At 67.6% G+C, this 19,859-nt stretch carries 19 protein-coding genes; 9 read left to right on the top strand and 10 right to left on the bottom strand.

Translation table 11 applies throughout. The features are described from left to right. The first annotated feature begins 12 nt into the window (after positions 1–12). On the top strand, positions 13–726 hold the full coding sequence (locus PVW46_RS09820; RefSeq protein ID WP_069210566.1) for a glutathione S-transferase family protein: 714 nt from the start codon (positions 13–15) through the stop codon (positions 724–726). Here PVW46_RS09820 and rnr read toward each other — a convergent pair. The 3 genes from rnr to dapE all read right to left on the bottom strand — a co-directional run bounded on the left by rnr (position 723) and on the right by dapE (position 4,852). After that, complete coding sequence (gene rnr / locus PVW46_RS09825) at positions 723–3,020, bottom strand: ribonuclease R (protein ID WP_069210567.1); 2,298 nt, start codon at positions 3,018–3,020, stop codon at positions 723–725. The two genes, PVW46_RS09820 and rnr, sit on opposite strands and share 4 nt — an antisense overlap. 81 nt (positions 3,021–3,101) lie before the next feature. Beyond that, a complete protein-coding gene (locus PVW46_RS09830; protein ID WP_069210568.1) occupies positions 3,102–3,701 on the bottom strand; it encodes a TIGR04282 family arsenosugar biosynthesis glycosyltransferase in 600 nt (199 codons plus the stop codon). A gap of 8 nt (positions 3,702–3,709) precedes the next feature. Next, positions 3,710–4,852: a succinyl-diaminopimelate desuccinylase gene (gene dapE / locus PVW46_RS09835; RefSeq protein ID WP_069210569.1), complete on the bottom strand. Its 1,143-nt coding sequence runs from the start codon at positions 4,850–4,852 to the stop codon at positions 3,710–3,712. 115 nt (positions 4,853–4,967) lie between these two features. On the opposite strand from dapE, the gene PVW46_RS09840 reads away from it, so the two are divergent. Beyond that, on the top strand, positions 4,968–6,008 hold the full coding sequence (locus PVW46_RS09840; RefSeq protein ID WP_069210570.1) for a Hint domain-containing protein: 1,041 nt from the start codon (positions 4,968–4,970) through the stop codon (positions 6,006–6,008). A gap of 3 nt (positions 6,009–6,011) precedes the next feature. On the opposite strand, the gene PVW46_RS09845 is transcribed toward PVW46_RS09840, so the two are convergent. Next, positions 6,012–6,332 (bottom strand): DUF8846 family protein, encoded by a 321-nt coding sequence (locus tag PVW46_RS09845; protein ID WP_043140633.1) that lies wholly within the window; start codon positions 6,330–6,332, stop codon positions 6,012–6,014. Positions 6,333–6,623: 291 nt separating this feature from the next. On the opposite strand from PVW46_RS09845, the gene PVW46_RS09850 reads away from it, so the two are divergent. Beyond that, positions 6,624–7,862 (top strand): AAA family ATPase, encoded by a 1,239-nt coding sequence (locus tag PVW46_RS09850; protein ID WP_069210571.1) that lies wholly within the window; start codon positions 6,624–6,626, stop codon positions 7,860–7,862. Positions 7,863–7,964: 102 nt separating this feature from the next. On the opposite strand, the gene PVW46_RS09855 is transcribed toward PVW46_RS09850, so the two are convergent. The 3 genes from PVW46_RS09855 to PVW46_RS09865 form a co-directional block, all read right to left on the bottom strand. Continuing rightward, the gene (locus PVW46_RS09855; protein ID WP_069210572.1) at positions 7,965–8,996 is read right to left on the bottom strand and encodes a sodium:calcium antiporter; all 1,032 of its coding nucleotides are present in this window, start codon (positions 8,994–8,996) and stop codon (positions 7,965–7,967) included. Between the two features lie 66 nt (positions 8,997–9,062). Further along, entirely contained in the window at positions 9,063–9,890 is an 828-nt protein-coding gene (gene dapD / locus PVW46_RS09860) for a 2,3,4,5-tetrahydropyridine-2,6-dicarboxylate N-succinyltransferase (RefSeq protein ID WP_043140638.1), read from the bottom strand. 104 nt (positions 9,891–9,994) lie between these two features. Next, a complete protein-coding gene (locus PVW46_RS09865) occupies positions 9,995–10,912 on the bottom strand; it encodes a threonine/serine dehydratase (protein ID WP_069210573.1) in 918 nt (305 codons plus the stop codon). Positions 10,913–11,022: 110 nt separating this feature from the next. On the opposite strand from PVW46_RS09865, the gene PVW46_RS09870 reads away from it, so the two are divergent. After that, positions 11,023–11,865, top strand: a complete 843-nt coding sequence (locus PVW46_RS09870; RefSeq protein ID WP_069210574.1) for an LOG family protein — start codon at positions 11,023–11,025, stop codon at positions 11,863–11,865. 43 nt (positions 11,866–11,908) lie between these two features. On the opposite strand, the gene PVW46_RS09875 is transcribed toward PVW46_RS09870, so the two are convergent. Next, complete coding sequence (locus PVW46_RS09875) at positions 11,909–13,777, bottom strand: nucleoside-diphosphate sugar epimerase/dehydratase (RefSeq protein ID WP_069210575.1); 1,869 nt, start codon at positions 13,775–13,777, stop codon at positions 11,909–11,911. Positions 13,778–14,144: 367 nt separating this feature from the next. Here PVW46_RS09875 and PVW46_RS09880 point away from each other — a divergent pair, with 367 nt between their 5' ends. After that, positions 14,145–15,167, top strand: coding sequence for an aspartate-semialdehyde dehydrogenase (locus PVW46_RS09880; RefSeq protein WP_043140743.1), 1,023 nt, complete (start codon positions 14,145–14,147; stop codon positions 15,165–15,167). A 112-nt stretch (positions 15,168–15,279) separates the two neighbouring features. On the opposite strand, the gene PVW46_RS09885 is transcribed toward PVW46_RS09880, so the two are convergent. Next, on the bottom strand, positions 15,280–15,744 hold the full coding sequence (locus PVW46_RS09885) for a hypothetical protein (protein ID WP_274575792.1): 465 nt from the start codon (positions 15,742–15,744) through the stop codon (positions 15,280–15,282). Between the two features lie 132 nt (positions 15,745–15,876). Here PVW46_RS09885 and PVW46_RS09890 point away from each other — a divergent pair, with 132 nt between their 5' ends. Continuing rightward, positions 15,877–16,245, top strand: coding sequence for a hypothetical protein (locus PVW46_RS09890; RefSeq protein WP_069086681.1), 369 nt, complete (start codon positions 15,877–15,879; stop codon positions 16,243–16,245). Between the two features lie 62 nt (positions 16,246–16,307). On the opposite strand, the gene PVW46_RS09895 is transcribed toward PVW46_RS09890, so the two are convergent. Further along, positions 16,308–16,949 carry a carbonic anhydrase gene (locus PVW46_RS09895; protein ID WP_043140748.1) on the bottom strand — a complete coding sequence of 214 codons (642 nt, stop codon included), beginning with the start codon at positions 16,947–16,949 and terminating at the stop codon, positions 16,308–16,310. 146 nt (positions 16,950–17,095) lie between these two features. Here PVW46_RS09895 and PVW46_RS09900 point away from each other — a divergent pair, with 146 nt between their 5' ends. The 3 genes from PVW46_RS09900 to PVW46_RS09910 all read left to right on the top strand — a co-directional run bounded on the left by PVW46_RS09900 (position 17,096) and on the right by PVW46_RS09910 (position 19,797). Beyond that, positions 17,096–17,476 carry a hypothetical protein gene (locus tag PVW46_RS09900; RefSeq protein ID WP_043140751.1) on the top strand — a complete coding sequence of 127 codons (381 nt, stop codon included), beginning with the start codon at positions 17,096–17,098 and terminating at the stop codon, positions 17,474–17,476. Positions 17,477–17,548: 72 nt separating this feature from the next. Then, positions 17,549–18,940: a leucyl aminopeptidase family protein gene (locus tag PVW46_RS09905; protein ID WP_043140753.1), complete on the top strand. Its 1,392-nt coding sequence runs from the start codon at positions 17,549–17,551 to the stop codon at positions 18,938–18,940. Further along, a complete protein-coding gene (locus tag PVW46_RS09910) occupies positions 18,940–19,797 on the top strand; it encodes a C40 family peptidase (protein ID WP_069210577.1) in 858 nt (285 codons plus the stop codon). Before PVW46_RS09905 ends, PVW46_RS09910 begins: the two co-directional genes overlap by 1 nt. Positions 19,798–19,859: the final 62 nt, after the last annotated feature.

The following is a 19,859-nucleotide window of genomic DNA, read 5'->3' on the forward strand; positions in this document are numbered from 1 at the left end:
AGAGGTTTTCCGATGCTGCAATTGATGACGTTCCCGCCCGGTCTCGACGAGCCCAGCCACAGCCCCTTTTGCGCCAAGGCGATGATCCTCTTGCAACTGGCGGGTGTCGACTGGGAACCGGACTGGCATCCGGACCCGCGCAAGGCGCCGCTGGGCAAGCTGCCCGCGCTGCGCACGCCCGACGGGATCGTGCCCGACAGCACCCTGATCCTGCGCTGGCTGACCGGGCAGGGGGCGGACCTGTTCCCGGGCCTTGGGCTGGAAGAGCGGGCGCAGGCGCATGTACTGATGCGCATGGTCGAAGACACGCTGCGGCAGGGGCTGGTGCATGACCGTTGGGCGCGGGACGACTGCTGGGCCGTGATGGGGCCGGTGTTTTTCGCCACGGTCCCCGCGCCTCTCCGTGGCATCGTCTCGGGGATCATGCGGGGCAGGGTGGTCAAGGGGTTGAAAAGCCACGGTATTGCGCGTTTCTCGGAGGGTGATCGCTTGACCCAGATGGGCGCAGACCTGGACAGTTTGACGGTGCAACTGGGCGAGAAGGACTGGCTGTTCGGGGATCAGCCCACGGCCGCGGATGCCAGCACTCTGCCGGTGCTGAGCATGATCGACCACCTTCCGGTGCGGACGCGGCTGCGCGCCAACCTGCGGGGGCGCGACAACCTGATGGGCTATGTCGCGCGGGGGCGGGAGCGGCTCTACGCGGGGTTGCCGCTGACGCTCTAGCCCTTTGAGCGCCGCTGCCGGGTCACCTTGCGCTTGGTCTTGGCATCCTTGGCCTTGGCCTTGGCCTGTTTGCGGCGGGGCGAAGGGCCGGATTTGCCACGGGGGCGGCCCTTGCCGCGCGAAAACCGTCCGCCCTGGCGGCTTTCGTATTCCTCGTCGTCCAGCTCCAGCAGTTCAAACGCGATGCCGCCTGTCACCGGCGCGGCCTCGACCAGTTTCACCCGCGCGCGCATCCCCAGCCCGATGATCCGGCCCGTGTCGCCGCCCATCAGCGTGCCGGCGTCGCGGTCGAAATGGAAATACTCGTTGCCCAGCGTGCCGATGGGCACCAGCCCGTCGGCGCCGGTCTCGTCGAGTTTCACGAAGATCCCGAACTTGGCGATCCCGGAAACGCGGCCGGTGAATTCCGCCCCTAGCCGGTCAGAGAGGTAGGCGGCCAGGTAGCGATCGGTGGTGTCGCGCTCTGCCATCATCGACCGGCGCTCGGTGTCCGATATGTGCTGCGCTGTGGCGTCCAGCCGCTCGATGTCCTCCTGGCTGAGGCCGTCGCCCTCCCACTTGTGGGCGGTGATCAGGGCGCGGTGCACGATCAGGTCGGAATACCGCCGGATGGGCGAGGTGAAATGCGCGTAGTTTTGCAGCGCCAGCCCGAAGTGGCCAAAGTTCTTGGGGCTGTAATAGGCCTGCGTCATCGACCTGAGGGTGGCGAGGTTGATCAGTTCCGCCTCGCCGGTCTTGGCCGCCTGGTGCAACAGCTGGTTGAGATGGCGAGTTTTCAGCACCTGTCCCTTGGCCAGCGTCAGCCCGGCGGCCTGAGCCGTGTCGCGGAGAGACTCCAGCTTGTCGACGGGCGGTTCCTCGTGGACGCGGAACAACAGCGGCGTGTCCTTGGCGATCAGGGTTTCGGCGGCGGCGACATTGGCCAGCACCATGAATTCCTCGATCAGCTTGTGCGCATCCAGCCGGTCGGCGAAATTGACGGATGTGACCTTGCCATCCTCGTCCAGCGCGATCTTGCGTTCCGGCAGGTCGAGATCCAGCGGCTGGCGGCGTTCGCGGGCCGCGCGCAGGGCGGCATAGGCGGCGTAGAGCGGTTTCAGCACCAGCTCCAGCAGCGGGCCGCACTTGTCGTTGGGCTGCCCGTCTATGGCCGCCTGCACCTCCTGGTAGCTGAGCGAGGCAGGCGAGCGCATCAGGGCGCGGTAGAATTTCTGCCCCAGCTTGTTGCCCTCGGCGTCGATGCGGATGCGCGCCGCGATGCAGGCGCGCGGCACGCCCTCGTGCAGCGAACACAGATCGCCGGACAGCCGGTCGGGCAGCATCGGCACCACCCGGTCGGGAAAGTACGAGGAGTTGCCCCGCATCTTGGCCTCGCGGTCGAGCGCCGAGCCGGGGGTGACGTAATGGGCCACGTCGGCAATGGCGACCCAGAGGACATGCCCGCCCTCGTTCTGCGGGTCCTCGTCCGGTTCGGCAAAGACCGCGTCGTCATGGTCGCGGGCATCGGAAGGGTCGATGGTGATCAGCGGCAGCTCGCGCAGGTCGGTGCGGCCCTTGAGGCCGGCGGGCTTCATGCTGTCGGCCTCGGCCAGGACCTGTTCGGGGAAATTGTCGGGAATGCCGTGCTGGTGGATGGCGATCAGCGACACCGCGCGCGGCGCGGTGGGATCGCCCAGCCGCAGCACGATGCGCGCCTTGGGCAGGCCCATGCGGCCCTTGGGTCCGGCCTGTTCCGCCTCGACCAGCTCTCCATCCTGGGCGCCGCCGGTGGCATCGGGCGAGACCGTCCATTCCTTGTCCGAGCCCTTGTCGATGGGCAGGATGCGCCCGCCCTCGGCACCCTTGCGGAAGATGCCCACCACCTTGCGCGGCGAGGTGCCGATGCGGCGGATCAGGCGGGCCTCGTAGTTGTGATCGGCGTGATGGACCACCTGCAGGCGGGCCAGGATGCGGTCGCCTTCGCCCAGGGCCGGGTCATTGGCGCGGGCGATGATCAGCACGGTGGGTTCAACCCCTTCGCCGTGCCATTCCAGGGGGCGCGCAAAAAGGTCGCCGTTGTCGTCCGGCGCCTTGACCTGCAGCACGCTGACAGGCGGCAGGCGATCCGGGTCGCGATAGGTCTTGTGGCGCTTTTCAAGGTGCCCCTCGTCCTCCAGCTCGCGCAGGATGCGCTTGAGGTCGATCCGGTCAGCCCCCTTGATGCCAAAGGCCTTGGCGATGTCGCGTTTCGAGGTGAGGGTCGGGTTGGCGGAGATCCAGTCGAGGACATCCGCCTTGGTGGGCAGCTTGCTCATGAGGTTGGCGTAGCATGGGCGCGGGGCGGCGTCATGTCGAAACCGGCGGGGTGAGGGGCAACGCGTTTGGAAACGCTTGCCTCAAGCCGCTTCGAAGCGGCGTGTCCCCCTGTCGAGGTCCGTGGCCCGGTCCACATCCGCCAGGACATCGATCCGCGCGACCCGGTGCCCGGCGACCGAGGCTTCGGTGTCGCTCAGCGCGTGTTCGGTGGACCAGCGCACGTCACGGAACAGCCCTTGCGGAAATCGTCGGGCGTTTCGCACACCGACCAGCCAATAGCCGCCGTCCTCGGCCGGGCCAAAGACCACCCCAGCCTTGCCCAGGGCGCGGAAGGCACGCCAGATCGCGGCACGGGTGATGCCGGGAATATCGGCACCGATCACGCAGACCGGACCGGGGGCCGCGGATCGCATCGCCCGGGCCATGCGGGCGCCAAGATCGCCGGAGCCCTGCGGCAGGCGGGTGAGGTCGTCGGGCCAGCAGCGCGAGGCCATGCCGTCGCGGTCAGGCGAGACCGCCAGCACGATCCGCCAGCGCGGATCGCGCAGGCGCCGCAACAGGCGCGCGCATTGGTGCCGGAACCACCAGGCGGCGGCCACGCTGCCGATGTCCCGCGCCAGCCGGGTCTTGACCCGGCCGGGGCGCGGCTCCTTGACCATGACGATCAGGGTGCGTTGCATGGTGGCGGTCAGGCGAAATAATCGCGCAGCATCCGGGTGTAGATCGCCTTGAGCTGGTGCACATGGGCAATCTCGACCCGTTCGTCGACCGAGTGCATGGTCTTGCCCACCAGCCCGAATTCCACGACCGGGCAGTGATCCTTGACGAACCGCGCGTCCGACGTGCCGCCGGTGGTGGACATCTCTGGCGTGATGTTGGTTTCCACCGCGACCGCGCGCGACACGAGGTCGGACAGCGGCCCCGGCGGGGTCAGGAAACTCTCACCCGAGATCTTGATCCGGACCTCGGTGGTGGTGTCGAATTCCGCGTCCACCTTTGCCGCCTCTTCGCGCAGCCAGTCGGACAGCGCGGCGCCCGTGTGGGTGTCGTTGAACCGGATGTTGACCGTGCCGCGCGTCTGCGCCGGGATCACGTTGGTGGCCGGGTTGCCGGTGTCAATGGTGACGACCGCCAGGGTGGAGGGATCGAAATGATCCGTGCCCTGGTCCAGTTCATGCGAGGCCAGCCGGTCCATCAGCCGCGCCATCGCGTGCATCGGGTTCACCGCGCGGTGGGGATAGGCGGAATGGCCCTGCTTGCCGGTGACGGTGAAATGGGCATTCATCGAGCCGCGCCGCCCGATCTTCATCATCTGGCCCATGTGGTCGGGGCAGGTGGGTTCGCCGACGATGCAGACGCTCATCTGTTCGTCGTTCTCGGACATCCAGTCGAGCAGGGCGGTGGTGCCGTCCACGGCATCGCCCTCTTCATCGCCGGTGATGGCCAGGATCAGGGCGCCGTCCGGCGGGGTGTCGGTGACATAGTCGATGGCGGCGGCGGCAAAGGCGGCGACGCCGGATTTCATGTCCGTGGCGCCCCGGCCATAGAGGAACCCGTCCTCGATCTCGGCGCCGAAAGGGGCGTGGGTCCAGTCGTCGGGGTTGCCGATGGGCACCACGTCCGTGTGCCCATTGAAGCCGAAGCTGCGGGCGTGGCCCTTGTCGCCCCAGCGGGCAAAGAGATTGCACACCTCGCCGCGATCGACACGGGTGCAGGCAAAGCCCGCGCCTTCCAGCAGGTCCTGCAACAGGACAAGGGCGCCGCCCTCTTCCGGCGTGACAGAGGGGCATTGCACGAGGCGGGCGGTAAGATCGACCGGATCGGTGGTCATCGGCGGCTCCTTGGTGTGACGTGGCACAGGGCTACCCCGCCCTGCGGCGCTTGGCAAATGGCGCGGGACGGGTGGGCGTGCTAGGCCTGTTGCACAGGTGCAAGAGTGGGGCGGCATGGGCTGGATTGCTGTGGCGGATGAGGGCGGTCGCTGGCTGCGGCCGGATTGGGCGGAGAGCCCGGCAGATCGCCTGCTGCCGCGCGGAACGCTGATGGTGGAGGTGCCTGTCACCGGGGCCACCCGGCCCGAGCGGCTGGTGACGCTGGAGCGTGAAACGCCCTGGCCGGGGAGCCTGTCCCTGACGGCCCTGCCGGGCGAGGGACTTGCGCTGGTGGTGACGCAGGGCACCCAAGTGGTGCAGGCGGTGCTGCCGCTGGACCTGGACCGGCGCGAGGGCGGCTTGCGGATCACCTATGCCTGGGACAGCCCGGCGCGGCGGGGGCGGGTTGCGGCGGAACGCACCGATGGCACGCTGCTGGCGCTCCGAGACATCGCGGCGCCGCCGCCGTTGCTGGCGGCGGATGCGCAGGCGCTGAACGGACAGGGGCTGGCGCTGTGCGCGTTCAGCGAGGCGGTCGAGCCGCTGGGGCCGGTGCCGACGCTGGACGCGGCAACGCAGGTCGAGACGCCGCAGGGCGCGCGGTCGGTGGCCGATCTGCGCTGTGGCGACACGGTATTGACGCGGAGCGGGGCGGTGGTGCCGGTGCTGGCGCCGCTGGAGCGCCGCGTTCCGGCGCGCGGATCGTTCCGCCCGGTGCGCCTGCGGGCGCCCTATTTCGGGCTGCGCGCGGACCTGGTGGTGGCGCCGGGGCAAAGCCTGGTCGTCTCCGGCACGGACGTCGCCTATCTTTTCGGCAGCGAGGCGGTGCTGGTGCCCGCCTCGGCGCTGGTGAACGGGCGCGCGGCGGTCTTCGAGGACACCGGGCCATTGGTGACATGGCACCAGCTGCTGCTGCCGGGGCATGAGGCGCTGGTGTCCGAAGGCGCCGGGATCGAGAGCCTTTACGTCGGACGACTGAGGCGCCACCGCGAGATCCTGCGCGAAACCCTGCTGGCAGAGGTGCCGCCGGGGCTGATGCCGGAACATGGTGGCCGTTCTCTGAAAGTGCTGGCGCCCTTCGAGGCGATCACCCTGGCCGAGACCCGCGCCGCCTGACGATCAGTCGAAGAAGGGCGAGACCTGGGCCACGATCACCGCGTTTTCCGCCAGCGCGCGATCCATCAGGGTCGCTTCGTCGTCGTCGATCTCGTGGCCCTGTGCCTCGCGTTCCTCGCGGGTGCCGTAGCCGGTGACATCCAGAGGCGCCATGTCGGCCTGTTTCAGGATGGCGACGGTTTCGCGCACGGCCTCTGCCTCGTCCACGCCGGAGGCGTAGCACATCAGGCCCGCGCCGGTTGCCTTGTCGGGCAGGCCATCGCCGGACTTGCGGCCGACCTCGACCAGCAGGGTGTAGACCTGTTGCGGTTTCTTGCCCGCCATATCCGCGCTCCTTCGTGGCATTACGCGCCGTGGGATGTGCCTTTGCGGGCGGGCTGTCAAGACGGGGCCTGTGGCATTCCGGTCACGGCAGTGCGGGGCGTCGGGAAAACCTCACTTGGCCCGAATCGCGGGGTGGCGGTATCAGGGCGCATCCGAAACACCTCGACGGAAAGGAGGGCGCCTATGACAATCGACAAGCTAGCCGCCCTCACGGGCCACATCCTTTAAGACCCGACTGCCCCCGTGCGGGGCTGCTTTTCCAAGAGCGGCGCGTGATGCGCCGATGGTTTCATGGACAGTTTCCTGACAGATATGCTCACCCGCGCGGTGGGCAGCGATTTCTTTGCCGGTGGCCTGGCGCTGGGCGTCTTCGGGGCCGCGATCGGCATCCTGCGCATGGTCTATGGCATGGCCCGCGCGCAGGCGCGGCGCCGCTGGGCGGTGTCGCTGACCGTCGACAACCGGTCCGAGGCCTACCGGCATCTCTATGTCTGGCTGGACCGCAAGGGTGTGCTTCGGCGCATCCGGCAGGTGCAGGCCACAGGTGTCCGCGCGGGCCGGGCCGAGATCTTTGCCCCCGCCGAGGGGCGCCACTGGTTCCTGCAAGGCGGGCGGCTGTGTTCCTTTGAACGGTCCCTGCGGGAAAAGACCCGTGTCGGCGGCGACGGCGGCCCGATGGAGGTGCTGACCGTGACCATGCTGTTCGGCCGATCCGAGGTGCTGCGGAGCTGGGTCGACGACGGTGCCGCGATCTGCGCCGCCGAGGAAGAGCGTGCGCCGATCCTGCACGTCCTGCGGGGCGACTGGTGGGACCATGTCTGCGAGATGCCGCGCCGCGCGCTGGACACGATTCTGGCCGAGGACGACCGGATCGAGCGGCTGCGCGACGACATGGCCTGGTTCTACGACAACGAGGATTGGTACCGGACGAGGGGCGTGCCCTGGCGGCGGGGCTACCTGCTGTACGGGCCGCCGGGCACCGGCAAGTCGAGCGTGATCCGCGCGCTGGCCAGCGACCTGGGCAAGGACCTGGCCAGTGTCAGCCTGGCAAGTCCCGGCCTGACGGACGAGGACCTGCGCAGTGGGCTGGCCTCGGCCCCCAAGGGCGCCTTCCTGGTGCTGGAGGACATCGACGCCAGCTTTGCCGGGCGTGGTCAGGGAGAGGCCCGGTCGGGCATCAGCTTTTCCGGTCTGCTCAATGCCATCGACGGGGTGGCGGCGCAGGAGGGGCGGGTTCTGGTCATGACCACCAACCACCCCGAGCGGCTGGACCCGGCGCTGATCCGTCCGGGACGGGCGGATGTGCATCTGGAACTCGGGCCGGTTCCGGCATCGGTCGCGGCGGACCTGTTCCGCCGGTTCTTCCCGGGGGAAGAGGCGCTGGCAAGGCGGTTCGCCGAGGCACTGGGGCCGCGCCGGGTGACACCGGCGGCATTGCAGGGCTGGCTGCTCAGCCATGCGCAGGACCCGGTGGCGGCCTCATCGGCAGAGGGATTGGTGGCCGGGGCCGAGGCCGTGGCGGCGGAGTAAGGGCAGGGGCGCGGGATGCGCCCTTGCCCCCCTGGAGATTGGATCGTGGAACCTGGCCGCACCCAGGGTCCAGAACTGAAAGCCTCGCCGGGATATGACGTCTCAGCCGCCGACCACCGCGAGGGCCACAGCCCCGCCGTAGATCAGGATCAGCAGAAGGCTCTCCAACCCGATCTGTGCCGGGCCGTGGCGTTGCCGCAGGATCAGCCCGGCCAAGAGGACGGCGGTCATCATCTGCCCCGTCACCAGCCAGTAAAGGTCTTGCGTCCCCACCGCGTGATAGAGCGACCCCTCGCGGTAGGCGGTATCGGCGAAGACCAGGAACAGGGTGTCGAAGGTGTTGCCGCCGATGATCCCGCCAAGCGCCAGTTGCAGCGCCCCGCGCCGGGTGGCGGCCAGCGTCGTAACCAGTTCCGGCATCGAGGTGACAACGGCGGTGACCAGCGCGCCCACCAGCGTCGAGCCCATACCGAAGCGCGCGATCAGAGTCCCGCCGACCTGGCTGATGACCCAGCCGCAGAGGCCCATGACCGCCACCAGCGCGGCAAATCCCAGCGCCGGTTTCAGGGCCGATCGGTGCGGTGCGCTGCTGTCCTCTGGCGTGTCGTTGCGGGTTTCCGGGGTCTGGACCGGCTGCCACATGGGTTCATCGCGCAGGCGTGCCGTCAGGTGCAACCCGCCGAGGTAGACCATGACCAGCAGGGGCGAGGCCGGGTGAATGCCCCAGAAGCTGATATTCGGTCCTGCGATTGCGGCCAGCGGCAGGCAGAGCAGCAGGATCAGCAGCACCGACTGGAACAGGTTGGCCGGCTCTGCGGCGGCATGTTCGAGATTGGCCTTGCGATAGGTCAGGTCGGCCAGCGCCAGGAACAGCGTCTGGGCCGCGATCCCGCCCACGGCGTTGGAAAAGGCGAAGGACGCATCGCCGGAGGCCGCGGCGTTGATCGAGACGATGGTGCCCGCCAGCGAGGTGGCCGCGCCCAGGAGGACCGCGCCGACCAGCGCCTCGCCCATGCGGGTGCGGTCGGCCAGGATGTCGGCCAGGTCGGTGGCGCGGATGGCGGTGATCACGAGGACCGCCGCCGAACCGGCAAAGACCGCCAGCAGCGGCAGGAGAGAGAGGCTGGCGATCATGCCGGGCGGGGGAGGCGCGTGTCGGTCATGCGTCTTGAACCCGCCCGGCTGTCAGAGGTTCCGCGATCAGTCGCGCAGAAGTTCGTTGATGCCGGTCTTGGAGCGGGTCCGCTCGTCGACGCGCTTCACGATCACGGCGCAATAGAGGTTCAGGTTGTTCTTGGTCGGCATCGAGCCGGCAACCACCACCGAGTAGGGCGGCACCTCACCCATGAAGACCTCACCGGTTTCACGGTCGACGATCTTGGTGGACTGGCCGATGAAGACACCCATGCCCAGGACCGAGCCTTCGCGGACGATGCAGCCTTCGACCACTTCGGAGCGGGCGCCGATAAAGCAGTTGTCCTCGATGATGGTCGGGCCTGCCTGCATCGGTTCCAGCACGCCGCCGATACCGACGCCGCCCGACAGGTGCACGTTCTTGCCGATCTGCGCACAGGAGCCGACGGTGGCCCAGGTGTCGACCATCGTGCCCTCGTCGACATAGGCGCCGAGGTTCACGAAAGAGGGCATCAGCACCACGCCGGGCGCGATGAAGGCGGATTTGCGGACGATGGCATTGGGGACGGCGCGGAAGCCGCCGGCTTTCCATTCATTGTCGCCCCAGCCCTTGAACTTGCTGTCGACCTTGTCCCACCAGTGGCCGCCCTGCGGGCCGCCGTCCTGCTGTTCCATGTCCTTGAGGCGGAAGCCCAGCAGCACGGCCTTCTTGGCCCACTGGTTGACGTGCCAGTCGCCGTTGTCCTGGCGTTCGGCCACGCGGAGCTTGCCGCTGTCGAGCGCGTTCAGCGTGTCCTCGATCGCCTCGCGCGTTTCGCCGCCGGTCGAGGGCGTGATCTCGGCGCGGTTTTCCCAGGCGGCTTCGATGGCCGTTTCAAGTTGTGCGTTGGACATGCGGTCCTCTCCCCACGAAATATTGTTCCGAAGCCCTATAGCGGCCTTGCCCGGGTGGGACAATCCTATCCGCTGCCCCGGGGGCAGGCAGGTTTCCGGCGCAGTCAGCCCAGCGGGTCGGGCGCGATGTTGCCGCCGCAGACCAGCACTGCCACCCGTTCGCCTGGTTCGGGCACATAGGCGCCGCAGCGCAGGGCGGCGAGGGCCGTGGCACCTGCCGGTTCCACCAGCAGGCGGTGCGCCTGCCAGAGCGCGGCTTGCGCGTCGAGGATGGCGGCGTCGGGGACGGTGACGACCGGCGTGTCAAACTGCTGTGCGAGGCCAAAGCAGATGTCGCCGATGCGCCGCGCCCCCAGCGCGTTGGCCGCGACACCGGACACCGCCACGTCCACGGGCTTGCCCGCCGCCCGCGCGGCCTCCAGCGCGTTGCAGGGCACGGGTTCGACGGCGACGATCTTGCGGGCGCCTTGTGCCCAGGCCAGCGCGCCCGCGATCAGCCCGCCGCCACCGACGGCGATCAGAACCGTGTCGGCGTCCAGCCCCTGCGCCTCCCACTCGCGCAGCAGGGTGCCCTGGCCCGCCACGGTCAGCGGCGCGTCATAGGCGTGGATCTGCATGGCGCCCTGTTCGTTCTCGTAACGGCGGGCCATGTCCAGCGCGTCGGCGTATTCGCCCGGCACCACGGTCAGCTCGGCCCCGGTGCGTTCGATAAGCGCGATCTTGGCGGGCCCTGCGATTTCGGGGACGAAGATGCGTGCCCGATGGCCCAGCCGCTGCGCCGCAAAGGCCACAGCAGCACCGTGGTTGCCGCCCGAGGCCGCCACCACGCCACCCGCCGGCACATCCGAGGCGCGCAGGGTGTTGAAGGCCCCGCGCGCCTTGAAGCTGCCGGTGTGCTGGCACTGTTCCAGTTTCAGGCCGATGTCGCGGTCCCACAGGGCGTCGCTGTGCATGACCGGGGTCCGGACCGTGTAGCCCGCGATCCTGCCGGCGGCGTTTTCGATTTCCGATGTCCAGTCCATGTGCGATCTCCTGCGGCAGGGGGCGCCGCCGGGCCGCGAGGGCACGCGGCAACTGGCGCTTCGGTCCGGCAGGCTATAGTCCTGAGAAGAGGCGAACAAGGAGCCGCGACATGAAAGAAGACCGCCGCAGCCCGCTGCGCGACGCCAACCTCGACCGGAGCACGGCCGAGCACGTCCCGCAGACCCCGCAGACGCAATCGCCCAGCTATCGGCTGGCCTTTGCGGACGTGGATTTCATGGGCCAGGAGGAATTGCGCCCGGTGCGTCTGCAGCTGGAACTGCTGAAGTTCGAGATGCTGATGGACCAGTACCAGATCGACTCGACCGTGGTGCTGTTCGGCGGGGCGCGCATTCCCGCGCCCGCGGACAAGGAAAAGGCGCGGACGCAGACACTGGCCGACCTGTCCCGCTTTTACGACGAGGCGCGCGAGTTTGCCCGGCTGATGACGCGCAAGTCCAAGGAGACGGGCAACCGCGAATACGTCGTCTGCACCGGCGGCGGGCCAGGCGTGATGGAGGCGGGCAACCTGGGCGCGCATGAAGAGGGGGGCGTTTCGGTGGGGCTGAACATCGTGCTGCCGCACGAACAGGCGCCGAACCCCTATGTCACGCCGGAGCTGGCCTTCAACTTTCACTACTTCGCCATCCGCAAGATGCATTTCCTGATGCGGGCCAAGGCGATCTGCGTCTTTCCCGGCGGGTTCGGCACGCTGGACGAGCTGTTCGAGACGCTAACCCTGATCCAGACGGGGCGGATGCAGCGGGTGCCGATGTTGCTGTTCGGCCGCGCGTTCTGGGAGCGGATCATCAACTGGGATGCGCTGGCCGAAGCGGGCACGATCAGCCGCGAGGACCTGGACCTGTTCCGCTATGTCGAGAATGCGGCCGAAGCGATGGAGATCGTCGAGACCTGGGGACCACTGGACGCGCGGACGGACATTCCGGACCGTTGAGGCAAAGGCGGCGGGGCGGGCCTGACGGCCCGGCCCGAACCGGTCAGACCGACTGTGCGGCCTCGTCCAGCTCTGCCTGTTCCACCCAGCGCAGGATAACGGCGCGGGCGGCGGCTTCGTCGTAGGCTTCGATGGCCAGGCGCAGGTCCTTGAGCGCGGTGGCCATCTCGAATTCCGAGAGAAAGCTTTCCTGGGCGCGCAGGATCTTGGTGTGCGGCGTGGTCAGCATGTCGGGCGAGATCAGCAGCTCTTCGTGCAGTTTCTCACCCGGGCGCAGGCCGGTGATCTTGATTTCGATGTCGCCGCCCGGGTTGTCGTCGTCGCGGACAGAGAAACCCGCACCCTCGATCATCTGGCGGGCCAGTTTGCGGATCGGGACCGGATCGCCCATGTCCAGCACGAAGACGTCACCGCCGCGGGCAAAGGACCCGGCCAGCAGAACCAGGCGCGCGGCCTCGGAGATCGTCATGAAATAGCGCGTCACCTGCGGATCGGTCAGCGTGACGGGACCGCCGCGTGCGATCTGTTCCTCGAACAGCGGGATGACCGACCCGGACGAGCCCAGCACGTTGCCGAAGCGCACCATCGAGAAGCGGGTGCCGGGGGTGCGGGCGGCGAGATCCTGGATCACCAGTTCGGCCAGGCGTTTGGACGCGCCCATGACATTGGTCGGGCGCACGGCCTTGTCGGTCGAGACCAGGATGAACCGGTCGACCCCGGCGGCGCGCGATGCCTCTGCCAGCACCTTGGTGCCCAGCACGTTGTTGCGCAGGCCCGCCATGACGTTCTTTTCCACCAGCGGCAGATGCTTGTAGGCGGCGGCGTGCAGGACCACGTCGATGTCGTGTTCGATCAGGACGTCGCGCATCCGCTGTTCGTCCAGCACCGAGGCCAGAACGGGCACGATGTGCAGCCCGTCGCCGATGTCACGCAGTTCCTTGTCGATGTTGTAGAGCGCCAGTTCCGAGTGATCGACCAGCACCACGCAGGCCGGTTTGCAGGCGATCAGCTGGCGGCAGAGTTCCGACCCGATGGACCCGCCCGCGCCGGAGACGAGGATGCGGCGGCCGGAATAGACGTGGCTGACGCCGGGCAGTTCGCTTTCCAGGCGGCTGCGGCCCAGCAGGTCCTGGATCGACACCGGGCTGACCTGCTTGCGGATCTCGCCCTCGCCGACCATCGCGGCAAAGGAGGGCAGGGCGTGCACCTCGCAGCCGATGTGGCGCAGTTTATGCGCAATCCGGGCGATCGCGGGCTGGCTGATCGAGGGCATGGCCAGGACGACGCGGTCGATATCCTTGTCCAGCACCAGTTTCTTGAGGCTGGAGGGCGCGTGCACGCGCAGGCCCGAGACCATGAGGCTTTGCAGGGTCGGGTTGTCGTCGATGAAGGCGACCGGCAGGATCGCCTCGTCATGGCGGAGGGCCGCAACCAGCTGTTGCCCGGTCTGCCCGGCGCCGTAGATCAGCACCCGCATCCGGTCCTTGCCGTGACGGTAGACATGCAGGGTGAACTGGCGCAGGGCGATGCGCCATGTGGCTGACATGACCAGCAACAGCAGGCCGAAGATGACGAAGGCGCCCAGCGGCAGGCCGGTGCCCATCGCCGCGTTCAGGGCCAGGCCCAGCGCGGCCAGCAGGCCGGCATAGGTGGCGGTGCGGATGACTCCGCGCATTTCATAGGCATTCAGCGTGATCCGCGTCAGCCCCAGCCACCAGCCCAGGCCAACGGCCGTGACGTTGAGGATCAGCACCAATGGCAAGAGGGCCGAGACGGTCGTGCTGTCGGGGGTGACGGTTGCGGCCAGGACCAGGGCGGCGAACATAGCAAGCGGGACGACAATGGCATCCATCAGGATGAAGAGCGCCTGTTTCTGCGCCCGGGACAATGCCGTCACGATCTTGTAGAACATTCAGCCCTGTCCCTCGCTTATGGCCGTGCGAAGCTTATACCCAAGCTCAGACCCGAAATCGACGTGTGTCGAAGTGGGCCAGTTCGCCTGATGCGAGTGCTCCGTTTTCTCAACTCTTAGGTTACTGAACACCAAACAGGCAAGCTGCTTATTTCTGCAGTTGCGAGTACCGGCGGATTATCACTTGTCCCACATGCCGAATTTTTGGGCGCGTTCCGGTGGATCAGGTGGCCCTTTGCGCGCTTCTGAAGCGTTTGTGACGCCGATGGGGGCTTTCGCCCATGCTGCACCTGCGATAAGTACCGCGCCAGTCCGCCGGCGGGGCATTCCGCCTGCTTCCGGCGGCGCAGATCCAGAGGAGGGCCAGATGGGCTACCGTATTGTCGTCGTAGGCGCCACGGGCAACGTGGGCCGCGAGATGCTCAACATCCTCGCCGAACGGGCGTTCCCCGTCGACGAGATTGCCGTGCTTGCGTCGCGAAAATCGCTGGGCACAGAAGTGAGCTTTGGCGACAAGACCCTCAAGACCCAGGACCTTGCCACCTTCGACTTCACCGGCTGGGACATGGCGCTGTTCGCCGTGGGTTCGGGGCCGACCAAGGAATTCGCCCCCAAGGCCGCGGCCGCGGGCTGCGTGGTGATCGACAACTCGTCGCTCTACCGCTACGATCCGGACGTGCCGCTGATCGTGCCCGAGGTGAATGCCGACGCGGTCATGGGCTATACCAAGAAGAACATCATCGCGAACCCGAACTGCTCGACCGCGCAGATGGTCGTGGCGCTGAAGCCGCTGCATGACCGCGCCAAGATCAAGCGCGTCGTCGTGTCGACCTACCAGTCGGTGTCCGGCGCCGGCAAGGAAGGCATGGACGAGCTGTGGGACCAGACCAAGGCGGTTTACAATCCCACTGACGAGGTGCCGCCGAAGAAATTCCAGAAGCAGATCGCCTTCAACGTCATTCCGCATATCGACGTCTTCATGGAAGACGGTTCGACCAAGGAAGAGTGGAAGATGGTCGCCGAGACCAAGAAGATCGTCGATCCGTCGATCAAGGTCACGGCCACCTGCGTGCGCGTTCCGGTCTTTGTCGGCCACGCCGAGTCGATCAACCTGGAGTTCGAGGACTACCTCGACGAGGACGAGGCGCGCGACATCCTGCGCGAGGCGCCGGGCATCATGGTGATCGACAAGCGCGAGGACGGTGGTTACGTCACGCCGGTCGAATGCGTGGGCGATTTCGCCACCTTCATCAGCCGCATCCGCCAGGACTCGACCATCGACAACGGTCTGAACCTGTGGTGCGTCAGCGACAACCTGCGCAAGGGCGCGGCGCTGAACGCGGTGCAGATCGCCGAGGTGCTGGGCCAGAAGGCGCTCAAGAAAGGGTGATTTGAGGCGCCGCGCGACGGCGCGGCGGCACCTCCGGCGGAGGTTTCCCAGGTCACGGGCCGCGTTTCGGCCATAGGCATCAACAGAACCCGCGCCACGTGCGCGGGTTCTTTCATATCCGGGGCTTTCCCGTGGGCCGCAGAGCGTCCCGTTCCGTGGCGTGTGCCGTGTCCGGTATCCAGCTGTTGGCATGGGCGGGGAAGGCGCGCCCGAACCTCCTGGCCAGTGCCTCGGCGCATTGGTCCAGAGCCGCAAGCGTACAGATCCGCTGCCCTCCCGGTTGGTGGTATAGCACGAGCCCCTCCACCGATTGGCGCAGGCGGTAGCCCTTGAGCGGCAGCCGGCCCTGGAGTTCGGGCCAACTGCTCGCCCTGGCGAAATCCGGTGACAGCCTGTCCCGAATGCATGCGGCCAACGCGGGACCGGGGGCCGCTCTGTGTGCGGCCGCGTCCTGGACCGTGCGGGTCAATGCCTCTTGCAGGAGGTGATCCAACGTCGTGTCCTGTCGGGCCGACAGGCGGGTCGCCGCATCGTGCAGGGGACGCGGCAGGCGCAGGGTGATTTCCGTCTCTTCCATGCTGTTACCGTGCCGCACGCATGGTTAACGCCCGGTTTTCCTTTCGTGTCGAATTCTGGGTGGGCGGCCGGAGTTGCCCAAGTTTTGCCGCAATTCGGTGCCACGCTTTCTGGATCGGCAAGGAGACGTAGGATGTTTCACACTGCCATACCGCAGGCCAATTGGCCGAACGCCCCCCGGACATCCGGCCTGCCAAGGCCCCTGGACAGTGAGGCCCTGTCGCTGCTGCGATTGTTCCTGACGCCGATCCTGGAACGCGCCGCCAGTTGGCAGGCCCTTCATGAACAGCTCTGCGCCAAGGGGTTCCGGCTGGTCTTTCGCCGGGGCCACATGGTCATCCTGAACGACACCGGCGAGGGGCTTTGCACCGGCAGCGACCTGGGTGTGCCCCTGGCCGCGCTTTCGGCCCGGATCGGGCGTCCCTGCGTTCGCGCGCATCGGACCGGACAGACCGGCGAACTGGATCTGCCGCGCGCTGCGGCCCGTGCGGCCCGCGCCTAAAGGGCGGAAACGAAAAGGCCCGGACACAGCCGGGCCAAAAGACGGTTTGTGTAAGGCCGGCGTCAGACCGGGACGAACTGGCCGGACTTGCCGTCGAGGTTCTGCAACTCGCCGCTGCCGATATCGACCCAGAGACCGTGAAGACCCAGCTTGCCCGCTTCGACCGCCTCGCGCACGAAGGGGAAGGTCATCAGGTTGCGCAGCGACACGGAAACGGCCTCGCGTTCCAGGGCGTGCGGCATGTCCGCGTCGCCTTTCACCGCCTCGTATCCGGGGCGCAGGATGTCCATCCAGCGGCCGACGAAGCTGCCGGTTTCCTCCAGTTCGGGGGCGCGGCCTTCGCACATGTCCAGACATCCCTGCACACCGCCACAGCTGGAATGTCCCAGCACGATCAGATGCGCGACCTTGAGCGCCATGACCGCGTATTCCACGGCCGCCGAGGTGCCGTGGTGTTGGCCATCGGGTTCGTAGACGGGCACCAGGTTGGCGATGTTGCGGTGAATGAAGAACTCGCCCTGGTCCGCGCCGAAGATCGACGTCACGTGGACTCGCGAATCGCAGCAGGAAATCACCATCGCCCGCGGCCGCTGGCCTTCATCGGCAAGACGGCGGTACCAGGCGCTGTTTTCTGCATGCGTGGTGGCTTTCCAGCCATGATAGCGCTGCAGTAGAAATCCGGGCAGGGGGCGAGCGAATTCCATGAAATCCTCCGGTCGTCGCAAGGGTTCGGTCCAACTACGATGAATTCACGGGAAATTCGAGCGAAAACACGTCTCTGGAATAACCTTTTGAGAACCCCGCCAAGGGCATGTTGCGCCCTGCGTGGGGCACTTGAATGGGGTGAGATGTGAAAGAGGTTACCTATCTGGCACCGGCGGAACGACCCGCCGTTGATCCGGCGCAGATCGAGACTCTGTGCACCGATCTGGGCAGACCGGCGGCCGAAGACGTGGTTTGCCGTGCGATGGAGGAACTGGCACAGCGCATGTGCCTTATCCAGACCCAGGCCCTGAAAGGGCCGCGCGAGGACATGCACAAGGGGCTGCGCGCCCTTGCGGCGATTGCCGACCAGATCGGCCTGTGTTCGCTGAGCGAGGTGGCCCATGATGTCATGGCCTGTATCGAGCTGGGCGACGCGGTGGCCGAAGCGGCGACATTGGCCCGGCTGGCGCGGGTGGGCGAACGCTCGTTGACCGAGCTCTGGGATCTCAACGAGTTCACCGTCTGAACGGGTCGTGAAATCCGCTTGCGGCGGGCGGCGCAGGCAATAGGCTGGCGGCACCTTGTTACAGGAGCCTCCATGCCCGTGTCCTTTGCCACGCCCGATACTTCCCCCCTGCCGCTCTACGTGATCGAAGCCGATGCCTTGGCCGCCTGGCTGGACGGGCAGGACGCACCGACACGCGCCTGGGTCGAGGCCAGCGGCTTTGCCGGCGGGCTGGGCACGGCGCTGATGCTGCCGGGGCCGGATGGCACGCCGGTGGGGGCGCTTGCGGGCTACGGCAGTTCCGACGCGCGCGCGCGCCATCGGTTCCCGCTGGCCGGTGCGATCCCGGGGCTGGCGCCGGGGAGTTACCGGATTGCCTCCGGCCTGCCGCCGGAATGCGCGGCGACCGAGGCGCTGGGCTGGCTGCTGTCGGGGTATTCCTACGGTCGCTACCGCGAACAGGGGGGGCGCGAACGGACGCTTGTCGCGCCCGAGGGCATCGACCCCCGCCGGATCGAGATCCTGGCAGAGGCCGAGACGCTGACCCGCGATCTGGTGAACACGCCGGCCTCGGACATGGGGCCGGAGGCGCTGGAGGCCGAGGTGCGGGCGCTGGCAGGCCGGTTCGGTGCCGAGGTCGCGGTCATCGCCGGCGAAGACCTGCTGTCGGAAAAGACATATTTCCCGATGATCCACGCGGTAGGCCGCGCCGCCGGGCAGGTGCCGCGGCTGATCGACATGCGCTGGGGCCGTTCGGGGCCGATGCTGACGCTGGTCGGCAAGGGGGTCTGTTTCGACACCGGGGGGCTGAACCTGAAACCCGGCGGCTCGATGGGTCTGATGAAAAAGGACATGGGTGGCGCGGCCAATACCATCGGGCTGGCGCAGGCGATCATGGCGCTGGACCTGCCGCTGCGCCTGCGGCTGCTGATCCCGGCGGTGGAAAACAGCGTATCCGGCCACAGCTTCCGCCCCGGTGACATCCTGCAGTCACGCAAGGGGCTGACGGTCGAGATCAACAATACCGATGCCGAGGGGCGGCTGGTGCTGGCCGATGCACTGGCCTATGGCGACGAGGAAACACCGGACCTGATGATCTCGATGGCCACGCTGACCGGGGCGGCCCGCGTGGCCGTGGGGCCGGACCTGGCGCCTTTCTACACCGATGCCGAGGATTTTGCCGGCGCGCTGGCGGATGCTGCCCCCGGTGCCGCAGACCCGGTCTGGCGGATGCCCTTCCACGCGCCCTACGAGGCAATGATCGAACCGGGCATCGCCGACCTCGACAACGCGCCGTCGGGCGGCTTTGCCGGCTCGATCACCGCCGCGCTGTTCCTGCGCCGCTTCACCGGGCAGGCCGCACGCTATGCGCATTTCGACATCTATTCCTGGCAGCCCAAGCCCGAACCGGGCCGTGCCAAGGGCGGGCTGATGCAGGGCCCGCGGGCGATCCTGGATGCTCTGCCGCAGGTTCTGGACCTCTGATGGACCGCCGCCTGACGCCCTTCAATGGCCGGGTGGCCCATGTCTCGCTGACAGGGCAAGTCGAGGCGGACCGTTTCGTCGAGGGCGAGCGGCACCGGATCGCCTGCCCCATCGCGGACCTGCTGACAAAACCCAAAGGCGCCCGCGACCGGCAGTTGCTGCGCGGGGCGCGGTTTCAGGTTCTGGATCTGGCAGACGGCTGGGCCTACGGTTTCGCGGAACGGGACGGCTATGTGGGCTGGGTCGCGGCCAGCGATCTGGTCGGGATACCCAAGGAACCCGAGACTCACCGTATCGCAAGCGCGCGGAGCTATGGCAAAACCACTCCGGGTCTCAAACGGATGGGTCAGATCACGCCTCTGTCACTGGGAACCCGACTGGCCGTTATCGAAGAAATCGACGGCTGGGCGCGGGTCGCCTGGGCTCGGGGGGGCACCCCGCGTGATCTGTACGTCCCGGGCCAACACCTCGCGCCTGTCGACCATCCAGAGGCCGATCCCGTCGCCGTGGCCGAACGGCTCCTCAACACCCCCTACCTCTGGGGGGGCAACAGCGCCTTGGGCATCGACTGTTCAGGCCTCGTCCAGATCGCGCTGCATGCCTGCGGCCAAGACTGCCCCGGCGACAGCGACATGCAAGAGGCACTGGGCCGGGCCCTGCCCCCCGGCACGCCCCCCGAACGCGGCGACCTGATGTTCTGGAAGGGCCATGTGGCCTGGGTCGCGGACCCCGACACGCTGATCCATGCCAATGCCTACCACATGGCCGTCGCCTACGAGCCGATCAAAGAGGCCATATCCCGCATCCGGCAACAGGGAGATGGCCCCGTCACCCGCCACGCTCGCTTGACCGCCTGAGCATGCCCCTGTCTTCTTCTTGGTGAAAATACTCCCGGGGAGCGCGAGGGGCTGGCCCCTCG

The organism is Mameliella sp. AT18 (genome assembly GCF_028807275.1).
Taxonomy (GTDB): Bacteria; Pseudomonadota; Alphaproteobacteria; order Rhodobacterales; family Rhodobacteraceae; genus Antarctobacter; species Antarctobacter albus.

What these genes read in the sequence shown, in the direction of transcription:
- PVW46_RS09820 (WP_069210566.1), top strand. Translation starts at nt 13, where the DNA reads ATGCTGCAATTGATGACGTTCCCGCCCGGTCTCGACGAGCCCAGCCAC.
- rnr (WP_069210567.1), bottom strand. Translation starts at nt 3,020, where the DNA reads ATGAGCAAGCTGCCCACCAAGGCGGATGTCCTCGACTGGATCTCCGCC.
- PVW46_RS09830 (WP_069210568.1), bottom strand. Translation starts at nt 3,701, where the DNA reads ATGCAACGCACCCTGATCGTCATGGTCAAGGAGCCGCGCCCCGGCCGG.
- dapE (WP_069210569.1), bottom strand. Translation starts at nt 4,852, where the DNA reads ATGACCACCGATCCGGTCGATCTTACCGCCCGCCTCGTGCAATGCCCC.
- PVW46_RS09840 (WP_069210570.1), top strand. Translation starts at nt 4,968, where the DNA reads ATGGGCTGGATTGCTGTGGCGGATGAGGGCGGTCGCTGGCTGCGGCCG.
- PVW46_RS09845 (WP_043140633.1), bottom strand. Translation starts at nt 6,332, where the DNA reads ATGGCGGGCAAGAAACCGCAACAGGTCTACACCCTGCTGGTCGAGGTC.
- PVW46_RS09850 (WP_069210571.1), top strand. Translation starts at nt 6,624, where the DNA reads ATGGACAGTTTCCTGACAGATATGCTCACCCGCGCGGTGGGCAGCGAT.
- PVW46_RS09855 (WP_069210572.1), bottom strand. Translation starts at nt 8,996, where the DNA reads ATGATCGCCAGCCTCTCTCTCCTGCCGCTGCTGGCGGTCTTTGCCGGT.
- dapD (WP_043140638.1), bottom strand. Translation starts at nt 9,890, where the DNA reads ATGTCCAACGCACAACTTGAAACGGCCATCGAAGCCGCCTGGGAAAAC.
- PVW46_RS09865 (WP_069210573.1), bottom strand. Translation starts at nt 10,912, where the DNA reads ATGGACTGGACATCGGAAATCGAAAACGCCGCCGGCAGGATCGCGGGC.
- PVW46_RS09870 (WP_069210574.1), top strand. Translation starts at nt 11,023, where the DNA reads ATGAAAGAAGACCGCCGCAGCCCGCTGCGCGACGCCAACCTCGACCGG.
- PVW46_RS09875 (WP_069210575.1), bottom strand. Translation starts at nt 13,777, where the DNA reads ATGTTCTACAAGATCGTGACGGCATTGTCCCGGGCGCAGAAACAGGCG.
- PVW46_RS09880 (WP_043140743.1), top strand. Translation starts at nt 14,145, where the DNA reads ATGGGCTACCGTATTGTCGTCGTAGGCGCCACGGGCAACGTGGGCCGC.
- PVW46_RS09885 (WP_274575792.1), bottom strand. Translation starts at nt 15,744, where the DNA reads ATGGAAGAGACGGAAATCACCCTGCGCCTGCCGCGTCCCCTGCACGAT.
- PVW46_RS09890 (WP_069086681.1), top strand. Translation starts at nt 15,877, where the DNA reads ATGTTTCACACTGCCATACCGCAGGCCAATTGGCCGAACGCCCCCCGG.
- PVW46_RS09895 (WP_043140748.1), bottom strand. Translation starts at nt 16,949, where the DNA reads ATGGAATTCGCTCGCCCCCTGCCCGGATTTCTACTGCAGCGCTATCAT.
- PVW46_RS09905 (WP_043140753.1), top strand. Translation starts at nt 17,549, where the DNA reads ATGCCCGTGTCCTTTGCCACGCCCGATACTTCCCCCCTGCCGCTCTAC.
- PVW46_RS09910 (WP_069210577.1), top strand. Translation starts at nt 18,940, where the DNA reads ATGGACCGCCGCCTGACGCCCTTCAATGGCCGGGTGGCCCATGTCTCG.